Origin of the sequence: Pseudomonas sp. CCI1.1, from assembly GCF_034348165.1 — a bacterium.
Taxonomy (GTDB): domain Bacteria; phylum Pseudomonadota; class Gammaproteobacteria; order Pseudomonadales; family Pseudomonadaceae; genus Aquipseudomonas; species Aquipseudomonas paracarnis.
Genome location: NZ_CP133780.1, coordinates 995,944 through 1,008,666 on the forward strand (window position 1 = coordinate 995,944; position 12,723 = coordinate 1,008,666).

The following is a 12,723-nucleotide window of genomic DNA, read 5'->3' on the forward strand; positions in this document are numbered from 1 at the left end:
GATGAGCCGTTTTCCATGCCCACTGCATTGCCTCATTACGCCTTCACCCGCGGCGCCATCGCCGTCATTCCCTTATCCCTGGCCTGTGCGCCCTGGGGGTTGCTGGCCGGCTCCATGGCCATCGACGCGCAATTTACCCCGCTGCAAGCCCAAGGCTTGTCTGCCATTGTGTTTGCCGGTGCCGCACAACTGGTGGCCATCGGCATGGTCAAGAGCGGTGCCAGCCTGATTTCCATCGTGCTGACCACCTTGCTACTGACCTCCCAGCACCTGCTCTATGGCATGCATATGCGTCCTACGTTGTCTTCGCTCAACACCCGTTGGCGCATGAGCCTGGGTTTTTTGTTGACCGATGAATTCTTTGCCCTGGTCAACCACTATGACCGCCAGACCTTCAATCGCTGGTACGCCCTGGGCGTCGGCCTGACGTTTTACCTGATCTGGAACCTCTTCACCCTTGCCGGCATTGTGCTGGGCAAGAGCATTCCCGGCCTTGATCAATTGGGGCTGGAGTTTTCGATTGCCGCCACCTTTATCGCCTTGATCACCCCCGTGGTGCGCGACGTGCCCACGGTGGTATGCGTTGCCGTGGCACTGCTGAGCTCGGTCTGGTTGAGTTATCTGCATTGGGAGTCGGCGGTGGTGGTCTCGGGTGTGTTGGGGATGAGCGCGGGGTTTGCTTGTAAACGGCTGGGAGTGGGGCAACGATGATTTACCTGATGATTGTGGCCATGGGCCTGGTGGTGTTCTTCAACCGTTACCTGTTTATCGAGCCACGCTTGCCGGTACGGCTCAATCGCGGCGCGCGTGAATTTTTGGGCTTCGCCGTGCCGGGCATGCTCACGGCGATCTGCGGGCCGATTATTTTTCTGGCTGACCATCGGCTTAACCTGAGCCCGAGCAACCCTTATCTGCTGGCCGGCATCTGCGCCGTGGCGTTGATGTATTGGACGCGCAGCGTATTGACCACCGTGCTATTGAGCATGGCGCTGTTCTATCTGTTCCGTTGGTGGTTTTGATACCCAGGCAAAAAAAAGCCCGCGGGGTGGCGGGCAGAAGGGAGACTTCCAAAAAATGAGCCTGGCCACTATAGGCGGCGTGTTTGCCTTTCACAGTGAAACAAAGTTCATGGGCGCGTCAGTTGGCTTTCGCACAGTGGTAGAGTCACGGTTTTTCCAAGGAAGCAATGGCATGCACAAAGTGGTAATAGGCGCATTGATACTGGCGGCACTGGCCGGTTGTGCAGGTTCCAAGATGAAAGAGGCGCGCGCAGGCAGCCCCTACAAGACCCTGGCATCGGACAAGGCCACTCTGGTGGTTGCCCAATGCATCCAGTTCGGTTGGCAGGATGAAAGCGTGTTCGGCATCGATGCCGGCGGCTTCAAGGAAGCGACCGAGGCGGGTGGTTTTACGGTGTACACCACCGGTGGCGATTACTTTGTCGATGTACTCAGCACCGGCGCGGGTTCTACGGTCAACTACTACGCCGCTCAGGACACGATGCCAGCCAAACGTCGCCTGGCAGCACTGGCCACTTGTCTGTAAGTCGGTTGCCTTAGTCATATTCCGAAACGCCTGGCGGGACAGCCGCCGGGCATTGGCTTATGATTCACTCGCTCGTTCGACGTGATGGCTCTTTACCGGTACACGGATGTCGAGGCTTAAACGTCGAACGAGCTCCTCCACCCCACCTCAACGGGGCATGAAACCCAAGTGCCAGCGTCGCGGAATCAACAGTGTCGCCACCCCCAAGGCCCCAGCCAACGCACCACTGACCCACAATGCGCGCAGTCCCATCTGCTGTTCCAGCAGTGCACCGATCACAGCGCCAATGAACATCCCGCCCCACGGAATCAATTGCACGCGCCAGCCATTGCGGCGCTCGCCCAATAACCAACGGCCCAGCCCGCGACCAAAGCGTGACAGCGCTCCGGTGACGTAGGTCAGCCCCACCGGTAACCCGTTCACCTCCTCGACGGCCGCGTTGAGCATGCCCATGGCAATGATCGCTGCGAGCAACGCGGGCAAGGTGTCGGTCGATGGCCACAACGCCGCAGCACAGAGCAAGGCGCCGATGCACAGCAATAAGGGCAACGCATGGCGCTTGCTGAAACGGCTGACCAGCACGCCCAAGGCATTACCGACCACGAAGGTGGCGACCAGCAGCACCAGCCGCCCCGTGAGCCCCAGGTCGCCCGCACTGATGGCCACCGCCAGGCGCGTGGTGTTACCGCTCATGAACGAGACGAAATCGCCGCTGGCCATAAAACCGATGGCATCGGTCATACCCGCCACCACCGACAGACAAGCCACCAGCATCAAGCCCACCCGCCCGCGCCAGCGCTGTCGATGGGCGAGCGTGGCATTGGTGTAAGGCTTGCGAGACGAAGGCAGCATGGGGCCGGTTTCCTCGGTGAGATTATCCGGCCACTACCGTAGGACGCTTTGCCTGTCTGCGCAATGACCTCAGACACGCTCAAGTTGCCAGCCGGTGGCGTGCCACGTCAGATGGTGAGTCGGCTCGATCGCCTGCAAGAATGCCTCATCGTGTGATACGGCCAGCAGCGCGCCGGCAAACCCCTTCAATGCCTGCTCAAACGCCAGCACCGACTCCAGGTCCAGGTGATTGGTGGGTTCATCCAATAACAGTAATTGCGCCGGTGTCTCACGCCACAAGGCTACGGCCATCGCGGCTTTCAAGCGCTCGCCGCCGCTGAGTTGCCCTGCCGGCTGCGTAACCCGCAGCGCGTCCAGCTGCAACAACGCCAGACGTGTGCGCAGTTCGGCTTCGGCCAGGGGCGTGTCGAGCAGGTTGAGTTGCTCGACAAGGCTGCGACGGTCGTCCAGCAGCGCCAGGTGCTGATCGATATAGGCGCTGGGCACCGCGACGCTGCACTTGCCACTGACCGCGCGCCGATGGCCCGCAAGCAGTTTGAGCAAGGTCGATTTGCCGCAACCGTTCGGCCCGCGTACGGCAACGCGAGCCGGGCCTGTCAGGTTGAGCGTCAGGTAGCTGGCGGGTGCTTGGGGATCAAGCCAGGGTAATTGCGCCTGTTCCAGCACCAGCACCTGGCGGCCATTCGGGACGGTTGAGCCTGGTAATGCGAGCAGTGTGGGCGTCTCATCCGCCACGCGCTCGTAAGCTTGGCGCACTTGGGCGTCGAGTTGGTTTTTGTGATCGTGATGGGCACTGCGTACCGTGCTGACAATCTCCTTGGCTGCGCTTTTCCAGCGGGCCTTGGTAAAACGGTCGACGTTGGCGGTCTCGGCCTGTTTACGTGCGCGTGCGGCGTGGCGCTGCAGGTCGTCGTGATCTTTTTGCAGGCGCCGACGCTCGCGGCTGCGGGCCAGACGCGCCTGTTCCCACGCAGCAATCGCGGCCTGCTGATGAGTGTCGCGTTGCTGGCGATAGGCATCGTAGTTGCCGCCATACACTTGAATGCCCAGGGGCGACAGCTCGATGATGCGGCCCATGGCATTGAGCAACTGTCGATCATGGCTGACCACCACCAGGCCACCGCGCCAATCGCGCAACACACGCAACAGCCAGTCGCGCCCGTCAGCATCAAGATGGTTGCTGGGCTCATCCAGAATCAGCAACTGCGGCGCCGCCAACAACGCCCCGATCAGCGCGACCCTGGCAAGTTGGCCGCCGCTGAGTTGATCGGCCGGGGTACTGGCGCTGAGGGTCGGCAAACCTGCTGCATCCAGCGCCTGGCGCAGGCGTTCGGCGAGGTCCCAGCGGTCGTCGATCAGCTCCAGGTCACCGAGACGTGCATCGCCCTGGGCCATGCGCTCAAGGGCAGCCAGGGCCGCGGCAGTTGCGGTGATATCGGCGATGGTTTGCCCTGCTTGAACCGCGATGGCCTGGGGCACATAGGCAACATTGGCGGGTTTTTTCAGCGTGCCGCAGGAGGGCAGCAGCACGCCGGCCATCAACTTGGCCAGGATACTTTTGCCCCGTCCATTGCGCCCGACGATACCGGTAGGCGTTTGATCAATGGACAGGTTCACGTCGGCCAGCAAGGTTTCGCCATTGGCGAACTGGAAAGACAGGTGTTGCAGTGGAAACAAGTGCGGGCAGCCGTTTGACGTCAGTCATCAGCACCTCCAAAAAAATGTCGAACAGGCCAACAAGCGCGCCAGGCGGCTCGTTGCAGATACATTTTGGAAGGCTTAGTTGTTCACGTCGGCGGTCATCCCGTGAGTCAGAAGGGAGGCAGAGCCTAACCCACCTTAACTTTGTGCGGCAAGTCTTCGGCCAGTTTTTCCAGGAACATTGCCAGCGCGACTTCTTCGGCTTTCAGGCCTTTGCGCACTCGCGGCTTGGGCAGCTTCGACAATTCACCGAGGCTGAAATGCTCAAGCACCGCCGGGTGGATATAGCACTTGCGGCACACCGCCGGCGTGTTGCCCAGCTGCCGGGCGACATCCTTGACCATCGCCACCACATGCCGCTTGGCGTCGGATTCGGGCTGCCACGCCAACTCGCGCAACACCGCCAGCGCCATTGCTGTGCCGGCCCAGGTGCGGTAGTCCTTGGCGGTAAAGTCTTCGCCGGTCAGGCGGTGCAGGTAGTCGTTGACGTCCTGGGAGCTGACGGTATGCCGCTCACCGTCTTCGTCCAGGTACTGGAACAGGTTTTGCCCTGGCAATTCCATGCAACGCTTGACCACCCGGGCCAGGCGCCGATCCTTGACGCTGACTTGGTGCTCCACGCCACTCTTGCCACGAAACTGGAACTGGATCTCGCTGCCCTTGATGTCCACATGGCGGTTGCGCAGGGTGGTCAGGCCGTAGGATTTGTTTTCACGGGCATATTGGGTATTGCCGACGCGGATCAGCGTGGCGTCCAGCAACATCACCACCGTGGCCAACACCTTTTCGCGGGTAAACCCCGGCTCGGCGATTTGTGCTTCGAGCTGTTTGCGCAATCTGGGCAAAGCGGCGCCAAAAGCCTGTAAGCGCGAGTACTTGTCGCTGTCGCGCACCTCGCGCCAGCGTGGGTGGTAACGGTACTGCTTACGGCCACGGGCGTCGCGGCCGGTGGCTTGCAGGTGGCCGCGAGGGTCGGCGCAGATCCACACATCGGTGTAGGCGGGTGGCACCGCCAAGGCGTTCAGGCGTTTGATTTCGTCCGCGTCGGTAATGCGCTCGCCTTTGGCGTTCAGATACTGGAACTTGCCTCGCACTTTTTTACGGCGGATGCCGGGCTGGGTGTCATCCACATAATGCAGGTCGCGAGGCAGGTCGGCGGGTAACGAAGAGTCAGGCATGGGGCGGGTTCCTTGGCAACAAATCAGGCCGGTATGTCTGATTGACCGCAGCGCCCTGCGGTCGTGCCAAATGCTTAAGCCAGTACGGCCACCGCCTTGATTTGCGCCCACAACGTCTGGCCCGGATGCAGTTGCAATTGGTCGCGGGAGAAACGCGTGATGCGCGCCAGTAACGGCGTGCCGCCGGCGTCCAGGCGCACCAGCACATGGGCGCTGTTGTCCGCGCCGATAGTCTGGGTGACGGTCACCGGCAAGCGGTTGAGGATGCTGCTGTGTTCTTGGGCCTGCAGGCTCAGGCTTACATCCCGCGCCTGGACCTTGACCCGCAGCGGGTTGCCCACCGCCAGCGGGACATGGGCCACGCGCATCTGCAACGGGCAATCGGGCAACTGCAGAGTGAGCAACTGATAGTGCGCGTCGTAGGCAACGACGCTGCCGGCGATCACCACGCCGGCATCGTCGCCCAGCGCCAGGGGCAGGTCGAGGCGCGCCAGGGTCTCGCCGATCGGGCCACTGGCCAGGGCCTTGCCGTCGCTGAGCAGAACGATATGGTCGGCCAGTCGCGCCACTTCGTCCTGGGCATGGCTGACGTAGAGCACCGGGATATCCAGCTCGTCGTGCAGGCGTTCCAGGTAAGGCAATATCTCGCTTTTGCGCTGGCTGTCCAGGGCCGCCAGCGGTTCATCCATCAACAACAACTTGGGGCTGGTGAGCAAGGCGCGGGCGATGCCGATGCGCTGGCGCTCGCCGCCGGACAAGTGTTGCGGATGACGCTCAAGCAAGTGCCCGATACCCAACAGTTCGGTGGCCTGGGCCATGTCCACGCGCCGTTGCGGGCGTGGGATACGTTTGAGGCCGAACTCCAGATTGGCGAGCACCGACAGGTGAGGAAACAGGCTCGCCTCTTGGAACACATAGCCCAGGGCGCGTTTATGCGGCGGCACAAACAGCCCTTTGCGGCTGTCTTGCCACACCTCGTCGTTGATGTGCACAAAACCGTGTTCGGCGCGTTCCAGACCGGCGATGCAGCGCAGGCAGGTGGTCTTGCCTGAACCGGAATGTCCGTACAGCGCGCTCACGCCACGGCCGGGCAATTGCAGGTCCACATCCAGTGCGAAGGCGGAGTATTTCAGGTGCAGGCGTATATCCATCATCGCGATCAACTCCAGCCCATCTTGGTTTTACGGCTGGAATAGAGCACCAGCAACACGAGGAAGGCGAATACCACCATGGCCCCAGCCAGCCAATGGGCCTGGGCATATTCCATGGCTTCGACGTGGTCGTAGATTTGCACCGAGACGACACGGGTCTTGTCCGGGATATTGCCGCCGATCATCAGCACCACGCCGAACTCACCAACGGTATGGGCGAAGCCCAGAATCGAGGCGGTGATAAACCCAGGGCGTGCCAGCGGCAGGATCACCGTGAAAAACGTGTCCCACGGGTTGGCGCGCAAGGTCGCGGCCACTTCCAGCGGGCGCGTGCCGATGGCAGAAAACGCATTCTGCAACGGCTGCACCACGAAGGGCATGGAGTAGATCACCGAGCCAATCACCAGCCCGGCGAAACTGAAGGTGAGGGTGCCCAGGCCCAGCCACTGCGTGAATTGGCCGACGTACCCATTGGGCCCCATGGCCAACAGCAAGTAAAAGCCGATGACCGTTGGCGGCAACACCAACGGCAGTGCGACCACTGCGCCGATGGGGCCGCGCCACTTGGAACGGGTGCGCGACAGCCACAGGGCGATCGGTGTGCCGATGATCAACAGGATCAGGGTGGTCAGCGAGGCCAGTTTGAGGGTCAACCAGATCGCAGAAACATCAGCACTTGTCAGGGGCATTTACAGCTCGTAACCGTAGGATTTGATAACGGCAGCCGCTTTCGGGCCTTTGAGGTAGTCCACCAGCGCCTTGGCGGCGGCGCTGTCCTTGCCCTTGTTGAGGATCACGGCGTCCTGTTTGATCGGGTCATGCAGGGAGGCCGGAACAATCCACGCCGAACCGCCGGTGACTTTGCCGTCTTTGTAGATTTGCGACAAGGCCACAAAACCCAGCTCGGCGTTGCCGGTAGACACAAACTGATAAGCCTGGGTGATGTTCTGGCCCTCGACGAGCTTGTCCTTGACCTTGTCAGTCAAGCCTTCCCTGGCCAGTACCTGGGTGGCGGCCAGGCCGTAGGGCGCTGTTTTGGGGTTGGCGATGGACAAGTGCTTGAATTGGTTTTTCTTCAGCACATCACCGTTGGCATCCACATAGCCTTCTTTGGCCGACCACAGCGCCAGGGTGCCGACCGCGTAGGTGAAGCGTGAACCCTTGACGGTAGCGCCTTCGCTTTCGAGTTTTTGCGCGGTGGTGTCATCGGCGCTGAGGAACACTTCAAACGGCGCGCCATTCTTGATCTGGGTGTAGAACTGCCCGGTGGCACCGTAGGCCGCGACCAGTTTATGGCCGGTGTCTTTCTCGAAGTCGGCGGCAATCGCCTGGATCGGGGCGGTGAAGTTGGCGGCCACGGCCACCTGCACTTCATCGGCATGGGCCGTACCCAAGGCAAAGGCGGCAAGCAGGGGGGCCAGGCGCGAAACGCGGGTCATCATGAAGCAACTCCTTGAAGGTGTACGGCAGGTTGTAGGTAAAAAGGCTTACCGCTATGTATGGGAATATATAGCGGTAGGCTATTGCCGGTACAGCACCAAGTTGTTGCGCAGGTCAGTGGCGGGTGAATCTGGCTATCGCGTGCTCGGCCAATTCGCGGGTCAGGTCATAGGTGGACAGGTCTTTGCCCAGCCTCAGGGCCTGGCCCGCCCACAGGTTGCTGAAACCGGCTTCATCCTTGGCCTTGAGTGGCATTAATGCGCCTCCGGCTTTGGGGAACGCCGGCGCCGCTGGGTTGATTGCGCCGAGTTCACGCATCACCCGGTTGACGATGCCCCGCGCCGGGCGGCCGGTGAACAGGTTGGTCAGCGCGGTTTCGCTGGCCTGGGCATGGCGCAGCGCATGGTGATGGGCGGCGCTTACAGTGGCTTCGGGCGTGAACAGGTACGCCGTGCCGATCTGCACCGCCGAAGCGCCGAGGGCAAAGGCCGCAACGATGCCGCGTGCATCGGCGATTCCGCCCGCAGCAATCACCGGCACGCTGACCGCGTCGACGATCTGTGGCAGCAGCGCCATCAAGCCGATCTGGCTATTGAGGTCATCGCTGAGAAACAGGCCACGGTGCCCACCCGCTTCGATGCCCATGGCGATGATCGCGTCGCAGCCGTGCTGTTCCAGCCACACGGCTTCCTCGACGGTGGTGGCCGATGACAGCACCTTGGCACCGGTGGCTTTTACCCGGTCCAGCAAAGACTTCTCTGGCAGGCCAAAATGAAAGCTCACCACTTCTGGCCGAAACGCTTCCACCACCTGGCAGGCTGCGTCATTGAACGGCGCACGGTTGGACACCGGGGTTGGCGCATCAAAGTCGGCGCCCAGCTCATGGTAGTAAGGTTGCAGCAAGGCCTTCCAAGCCTGATCCCGCGCTTCATCGGCATCGGACGGTTGATGGCAGAAGAAGTTGACGTTTAGCGGCGCATGATTGGCCTGGCGAATGAAGGCCAAGGCCTCGCGCAGTTGCTCCAGGCTCAGCGCCGCCGCAGGCATGGAGCCCAGGGCGCCGGCTTGCTGAGCGGCGATGACCATGGCGGTGGTCGTCGCGCCAGCCATCGGCGCCTGGATGATCGGCACCTCAATGCCCAACAGGTCAAGAATGCGAGTGTCTGGCCAGGTGCTCATGGGTTGCTTCTCCAGCGTTGGTAGGGCTTTTCGCTGTTTTAGCAGGGCCATCAGCACCCGGCCAGTCTGTTTTATTCACTGGACGGGAGCGGCCTTTTGTGGGACTGGGTTTCGCGCTCAAGTAACTGGCGCTTGCGCTCTACGCCCCAGCGGTAGCCCGACAGCTCGCCATTGCTGCGCACCACGCGATGACAGGGAATCGCCACCGCCAGGTGGTTGGCACCACACGCCTGGGCCACGGCGCGAAAGGAGGAGGGTGCGCCGATACGCTCGGCAATCTGCGCATAGCTGGCGGTGCTGCCCGCAGGGATTTCGCGCAACGCCTGCCACACCCGCTCCTGAAAGGCCGTGCCGCGCAGGTCCAAGGGCAAATCCAGGCCCACGGCAGGGGCCTCGACAAAGCCAACGACCTGGGCCACCAGTTGTTCGAACCCCTGATCCGCGCCGATCAACTCAGCCTTGGGAAACTGGTCTTGCAGGTCGCGCACCAGTTTGTCCGGATCATCACCCAATAAAATCGCACACACGCCACGTTGGCTTCGCGCCACCAGAATCGCCCCCAGCGAGCACTGGCCAACGGCAAAGCGGATGGTGTTATTGGCGCCGCCGCCTTTGTAATCTCGCGGTTTCATGCCGAGCACCTGGTCGGCGGCTTCATAAAAGCGGCTATTGGAATTAAAGCCCGCGTCGTACAGGGTGTCTGTCACCGAATGCTGGCCCTTGAGGCCGTCGCGCACTCTGCGCGAACGCAGGGCGCTGGCGTAACCCTTGGGGGTCAACCCGGTGTTGGCTTTGAATACGCGGTGGAAGTGAAACGGACTCAGCCCGGCGGATCGGGCGAGCGCGTCCAGGCTAGGCGGGGTTTCGGCTTGTTCGATTTGCCGGCAGGCTTCGGCCACTAACTGCCCATGGTGTGCAGCCAACTGCGTCTGGTCGCCGGCAGCGCGTTTACTGGGACGATAACCGGCGGCTTCGGCCTGCGCCGGCGTGTCGAAAAATTCGACATTCTCCGGGCGCGGCAAACGCGAAGCGCTGCTGGGACGGCAATACACGCCGGTGGTTTTCACGCCGTAGACAAACAAGGCGTCAGCCTTGGCATCACGGGCAATAATGGCAGCCCAGCGCGGATCGTGTTCGTTGTTCATGGCCTGCACTCTTGACGGTTCAGGAGCAGATTAAGCCTGCCGCTCGTCATCGACACTCCGAAGCTTGCGGTCAAATTAGCCCGCGGTGCGAAAGGTCAGGTTGATGCGCTGCGGGCCCATGATCGAATGCAGGCCGTCTTTGATCGGCATCACGCCATGAAAGCGCAGGCGATCAACGCCGCCCCACACGACCACATCACCATGAAACAGCGAGACCTTTTGGGTGTTGTCGCTGCGCGCATGCCCACCGAACAGGAAAATCGCCGGCAGCCCCAGGGACACCGAGACCACGGGCGCGCTGTAGTTGCGCTCGTTCTTGTCCTGGTGCAGGGACATCTTCGCCCCCGGTACGTAACGGTTGATCAGGCAGGCATCGGGTTGAAAACCGCCAAAGCCGGCCTCGGTAGCCGCAGCCACCGCCAGTTGGCGCAATGTGTCGGGCATGACGGGCCAGGGTTGCTGGCTGCGCGGGTCGAATGGGCTATAGCGATAGCCACGGGCGTCGGTGGTCCAGCCCAGCTCGCCGCAACTGCTCAGCGCCGCCGACATGGTAAAGCCGCCGGGGGTGACCATCTGCCGAAACGGTGATTGAGCCAGGACACGCCGCAGTTCAGGCAATAACCGCTCGATCCAGGGCAAGGCATAGCCCCTCAGTACATACGACTCTTCGCCAATTTGCTCGCGCCCGGCAGGCTGTTGCAGGGCCTCATCGGCAAACAAATCGGCGGTAGGGCCTGGCATGGCTTACAGCGCCTTGCTCACGTTGATGTCGGTGATTTCGTCGCTGGCATCATGAATTTTTGCCAAGGCTTGCTTGGCTTCTTCGACGCTGTTGTTTTGCAACTGGGCAAATTCAAAGCGGCGTTCGCCGTTGAGCTTGTACTTGATGACGTATTTGGTTGTGGTGGTCACAGCTTTTTTCCTGTCAGGTGTTCGGGTCAGCTCAGCTTGCTGCTGGTACGACGAACGATACGAATCTTGTGGGACAACGCAGGCTTGCGGGTCACGCTGATGGCGCGACGGGTCACCACATCCAGGGTGATGTTCCAGAAGCCGGTGCTGGGCGCGGTGATCTTGGCCGGGAATTTATCAAATGCGCCGCCGTGGTAGGTATGGCGGCCGCCATTTTTGAAGCTGCGAAAGTTCGCATCGCTCATCAGGCGAATATTGCAGGTCTGCGAGCATTCGATGACGACAATGTCTCCCTCGTTGAGGTGCTCACGCTGGTGGATGAATTTCATGGGGTGTCTCCAGAAGGGCTTTTTCTGAAAAATCAGAACGATACGTAGGTTAAGATGGAGTTTATCAGCCCCAGCGCGTTTATTATCGGGCCGTCGTCGACGACTTCGACAATTTAAAACAGTTATTTACCGAGTTATCACAGATAAATCCTACGTTGGTGGGAGAAAATTACCATCCCCGCTGTCGTAGGGTCTTTATCGGAGGTTTTTGTATGAAGTGGAGTGTGTTGGTGCTGGCCTTGGCAATAGGTGGGTGTGCTTCGGTTGCAGATATCAAGCAGACCCCGCCAACATTGGTGGTCATCTCAGGGAAGAAGCCGCAGGAATATGCGGCGTGCGTGGTGCGCAAATTGGAGGCGACCCGTCGGCCGCCGCAGATCGAGCCCCATAAAGACGGCATTCAGGTGATCGTGCCGCAGAAGTTCTCGGCAGACCCGTCGGCGATCTTTGAAATTGAAGACCGCTCCAGCGGTAGCAGCATCAAGCTTTATGAAAGCATGTCCAATGTGCCCATCCGCCCGGGCGACGTGAAGAAGGCAGGGGAAGAGTGCATTTCCGGTTGAGCCACAGGCCCACCCCTCAAACCCGATAAAAAAGCCATCACCCTGCAGGGACGGCCTGCATCCGTTAAACTGCCGGGCATTCACTACAAAGATGCCGCTCAAACCCTGGGTTTGAGCGGCATTTGTTTTTCTGGAAAGCCCGTTATGAAACGAGAACACGTCAAAGCCCGCCATGCCGAAGGGCAGATCTCGGCCACCCATGTCATCCAGAACCCCGCCGATCTGGGCGAGTGGATCGTGTTTTTCAAGAAGAGCGGCGGGCGCAGCTACTTCCTGGTGGACGAACAGGATGAGGTCGAGTCATTTGCTCGCCTGGATGACTTGATCGAAACCCTGCGTGGCCTGGGGATCAAGTTCGCTGAAGTGCACCTGTAGCAGCGTTACTTGCAGACCACCACCACGCTACGGCCTTTGAAGTTGCCCACGTCCTGGCCCAGGGTCTTGTCGCTTTCCTTGAGTGCCGGCGTGCCATTGGTGCCAACGATGCGGTAACCGGTGCCGGCGCAGGATGCGTCCGCCTTTTCGTAGCAACTGGCCCATGAATTGGCCTCACCCGAGCAGTCGATGGTCAAACCTTGTTCACCATTTTTCAGCAAGGTGTCGGAAGCGGTGGTGCAGCCGGCGAGTGCCAGTACTGCGGTCAGTGCCAGGATTTTTTTCATAAAGGTTCGTCATCGAGGGTATTGGAAGGGCGCGCTGACACTGTCGTGGCGTTGCTGAAGGTTATA

General features: G+C 60.8%; 16 protein-coding genes and 1 pseudogene. 5 read left to right on the plus strand and 12 right to left on the minus strand.

Annotation, left to right across the window (positions count from 1 at the left end):
• Positions 1 to 15: 15 nt before the first annotated feature.
• The 3 genes from RHM69_RS04290 (at position 16) to RHM69_RS04300 (ending at position 1,545) form a co-directional block, all read left to right on the plus strand.
• A complete protein-coding gene (locus tag RHM69_RS04290) occupies positions 16 to 711 on the plus strand; it encodes an AzlC family ABC transporter permease (RefSeq protein ID WP_014718528.1) in 696 nt (231 codons plus the stop codon).
• Positions 708 to 1,019 (plus strand): AzlD domain-containing protein, encoded by a 312-nt coding sequence (locus RHM69_RS04295; protein WP_014718527.1) that lies wholly within the window; start codon positions 708 to 710, stop codon positions 1,017 to 1,019. Before RHM69_RS04290 ends, RHM69_RS04295 begins: the two co-directional genes overlap by 4 nt.
• Positions 1,020 to 1,191: 172 nt before the next feature.
• Positions 1,192 to 1,545 carry a hypothetical protein gene (locus RHM69_RS04300; RefSeq protein ID WP_032903026.1) on the plus strand — a complete coding sequence of 118 codons (354 nt, stop codon included), beginning with the start codon at positions 1,192 to 1,194 and terminating at the stop codon, positions 1,543 to 1,545.
• 147 nt (positions 1,546 to 1,692) lie between these two features.
• On the opposite strand, the gene RHM69_RS04305 is transcribed toward RHM69_RS04300, so the two are convergent.
• The 11 genes and pseudogenes from RHM69_RS04305 to RHM69_RS04355 form a co-directional block, all read right to left on the minus strand.
• Positions 1,693 to 2,397: a YoaK family protein gene (locus tag RHM69_RS04305; protein WP_020302749.1), complete on the minus strand. Its 705-nt coding sequence runs from the start codon at positions 2,395 to 2,397 to the stop codon at positions 1,693 to 1,695.
• Positions 2,398 to 2,466: 69 nt separating this feature from the next.
• Positions 2,467 to 4,102 (minus strand): annotated as a pseudogene (locus RHM69_RS04310) (ABC-F family ATP-binding cassette domain-containing protein).
• Between the two features lie 124 nt (positions 4,103 to 4,226).
• Positions 4,227 to 5,276 carry a DNA topoisomerase IB gene (locus tag RHM69_RS04315; protein WP_020302751.1) on the minus strand — a complete coding sequence of 350 codons (1,050 nt, stop codon included), beginning with the start codon at positions 5,274 to 5,276 and terminating at the stop codon, positions 4,227 to 4,229.
• A 74-nt stretch (positions 5,277 to 5,350) separates the two neighbouring features.
• Complete coding sequence (gene modC / locus RHM69_RS04320; protein ID WP_032903032.1) at positions 5,351 to 6,430, minus strand: molybdenum ABC transporter ATP-binding protein; 1,080 nt, start codon at positions 6,428 to 6,430, stop codon at positions 5,351 to 5,353.
• A 5-nt stretch (positions 6,431 to 6,435) separates the two neighbouring features.
• Positions 6,436 to 7,116 carry a molybdate ABC transporter permease subunit gene (modB, locus tag RHM69_RS04325; protein ID WP_019817081.1) on the minus strand — a complete coding sequence of 227 codons (681 nt, stop codon included), beginning with the start codon at positions 7,114 to 7,116 and terminating at the stop codon, positions 6,436 to 6,438.
• Positions 7,117 to 7,869: a molybdate ABC transporter substrate-binding protein gene (modA, locus tag RHM69_RS04330; RefSeq protein ID WP_032903034.1), complete on the minus strand. Its 753-nt coding sequence runs from the start codon at positions 7,867 to 7,869 to the stop codon at positions 7,117 to 7,119.
• Positions 7,870 to 7,981: 112 nt separating this feature from the next.
• Positions 7,982 to 9,046, minus strand: a complete 1,065-nt coding sequence (locus tag RHM69_RS04335; protein WP_200599158.1) for an NAD(P)H-dependent flavin oxidoreductase — start codon at positions 9,044 to 9,046, stop codon at positions 7,982 to 7,984.
• Between the two features lie 71 nt (positions 9,047 to 9,117).
• The gene (ada, locus tag RHM69_RS04340) at positions 9,118 to 10,191 is read right to left on the minus strand and encodes a bifunctional DNA-binding transcriptional regulator/O6-methylguanine-DNA methyltransferase Ada (RefSeq protein ID WP_322255480.1); all 1,074 of its coding nucleotides are present in this window, start codon (positions 10,189 to 10,191) and stop codon (positions 9,118 to 9,120) included.
• Between the two features lie 75 nt (positions 10,192 to 10,266).
• Positions 10,267 to 10,932 (minus strand): DNA oxidative demethylase AlkB, encoded by a 666-nt coding sequence (gene alkB / locus RHM69_RS04345; RefSeq protein ID WP_200599160.1) that lies wholly within the window; start codon positions 10,930 to 10,932, stop codon positions 10,267 to 10,269.
• Positions 10,933 to 10,935: 3 nt separating this feature from the next.
• Positions 10,936 to 11,103 carry a hypothetical protein gene (locus RHM69_RS04350; protein WP_014718516.1) on the minus strand — a complete coding sequence of 56 codons (168 nt, stop codon included), beginning with the start codon at positions 11,101 to 11,103 and terminating at the stop codon, positions 10,936 to 10,938.
• Positions 11,104 to 11,129: 26 nt separating this feature from the next.
• A complete protein-coding gene (locus tag RHM69_RS04355) occupies positions 11,130 to 11,432 on the minus strand; it encodes a DUF1883 domain-containing protein (RefSeq protein WP_003191319.1) in 303 nt (100 codons plus the stop codon).
• Positions 11,433 to 11,644: 212 nt separating this feature from the next.
• Between RHM69_RS04355 and RHM69_RS04360 the strand changes: the two genes are divergently transcribed.
• Together RHM69_RS04360 and RHM69_RS04365 are read left to right on the plus strand one after the other, a co-directional pair.
• Positions 11,645 to 11,995: a hypothetical protein gene (locus RHM69_RS04360; protein WP_003191317.1), complete on the plus strand. Its 351-nt coding sequence runs from the start codon at positions 11,645 to 11,647 to the stop codon at positions 11,993 to 11,995.
• Positions 11,996 to 12,139: 144 nt separating this feature from the next.
• Positions 12,140 to 12,370 carry a hypothetical protein gene (locus RHM69_RS04365; RefSeq protein WP_003191314.1) on the plus strand — a complete coding sequence of 77 codons (231 nt, stop codon included), beginning with the start codon at positions 12,140 to 12,142 and terminating at the stop codon, positions 12,368 to 12,370.
• A 5-nt stretch (positions 12,371 to 12,375) separates the two neighbouring features.
• On the opposite strand, the gene RHM69_RS04370 is transcribed toward RHM69_RS04365, so the two are convergent.
• On the minus strand, positions 12,376 to 12,657 hold the full coding sequence (locus RHM69_RS04370) for a hypothetical protein (protein ID WP_003191312.1): 282 nt from the start codon (positions 12,655 to 12,657) through the stop codon (positions 12,376 to 12,378).
• Between the last annotated feature and the right edge of the window lie 66 nt (positions 12,658 to 12,723).

Bases quoted from the DNA above. Each gene is read 5' to 3' on its own strand.
- RHM69_RS04290 (WP_014718528.1), top strand. From the start codon at position 16: ATGCCCACTGCATTGCCTCATTACGCCTTCACCCGCGGCGCCATCGCC.
- RHM69_RS04295 (WP_014718527.1), top strand. From the start codon at position 708: ATGATTTACCTGATGATTGTGGCCATGGGCCTGGTGGTGTTCTTCAAC.
- RHM69_RS04300 (WP_032903026.1), top strand. From the start codon at position 1,192: ATGCACAAAGTGGTAATAGGCGCATTGATACTGGCGGCACTGGCCGGT.
- RHM69_RS04305 (WP_020302749.1), bottom strand. From the start codon at position 2,397: ATGCTGCCTTCGTCTCGCAAGCCTTACACCAATGCCACGCTCGCCCAT.
- RHM69_RS04315 (WP_020302751.1), bottom strand. From the start codon at position 5,276: ATGCCTGACTCTTCGTTACCCGCCGACCTGCCTCGCGACCTGCATTAT.
- modC (WP_032903032.1), bottom strand. From the start codon at position 6,430: ATGATGGATATACGCCTGCACCTGAAATACTCCGCCTTCGCACTGGAT.
- modB (WP_019817081.1), bottom strand. From the start codon at position 7,116: ATGCCCCTGACAAGTGCTGATGTTTCTGCGATCTGGTTGACCCTCAAA.
- modA (WP_032903034.1), bottom strand. From the start codon at position 7,869: ATGATGACCCGCGTTTCGCGCCTGGCCCCCCTGCTTGCCGCCTTTGCC.
- RHM69_RS04335 (WP_200599158.1), bottom strand. From the start codon at position 9,046: ATGAGCACCTGGCCAGACACTCGCATTCTTGACCTGTTGGGCATTGAG.
- ada (WP_322255480.1), bottom strand. From the start codon at position 10,191: ATGAACAACGAACACGATCCGCGCTGGGCTGCCATTATTGCCCGTGAT.
- alkB (WP_200599160.1), bottom strand. From the start codon at position 10,932: ATGCCAGGCCCTACCGCCGATTTGTTTGCCGATGAGGCCCTGCAACAG.
- RHM69_RS04355 (WP_003191319.1), bottom strand. From the start codon at position 11,432: ATGAAATTCATCCACCAGCGTGAGCACCTCAACGAGGGAGACATTGTC.
- RHM69_RS04360 (WP_003191317.1), top strand. From the start codon at position 11,645: ATGAAGTGGAGTGTGTTGGTGCTGGCCTTGGCAATAGGTGGGTGTGCT.
- RHM69_RS04365 (WP_003191314.1), top strand. From the start codon at position 12,140: ATGAAACGAGAACACGTCAAAGCCCGCCATGCCGAAGGGCAGATCTCG.
- RHM69_RS04370 (WP_003191312.1), bottom strand. From the start codon at position 12,657: ATGAAAAAAATCCTGGCACTGACCGCAGTACTGGCACTCGCCGGCTGC.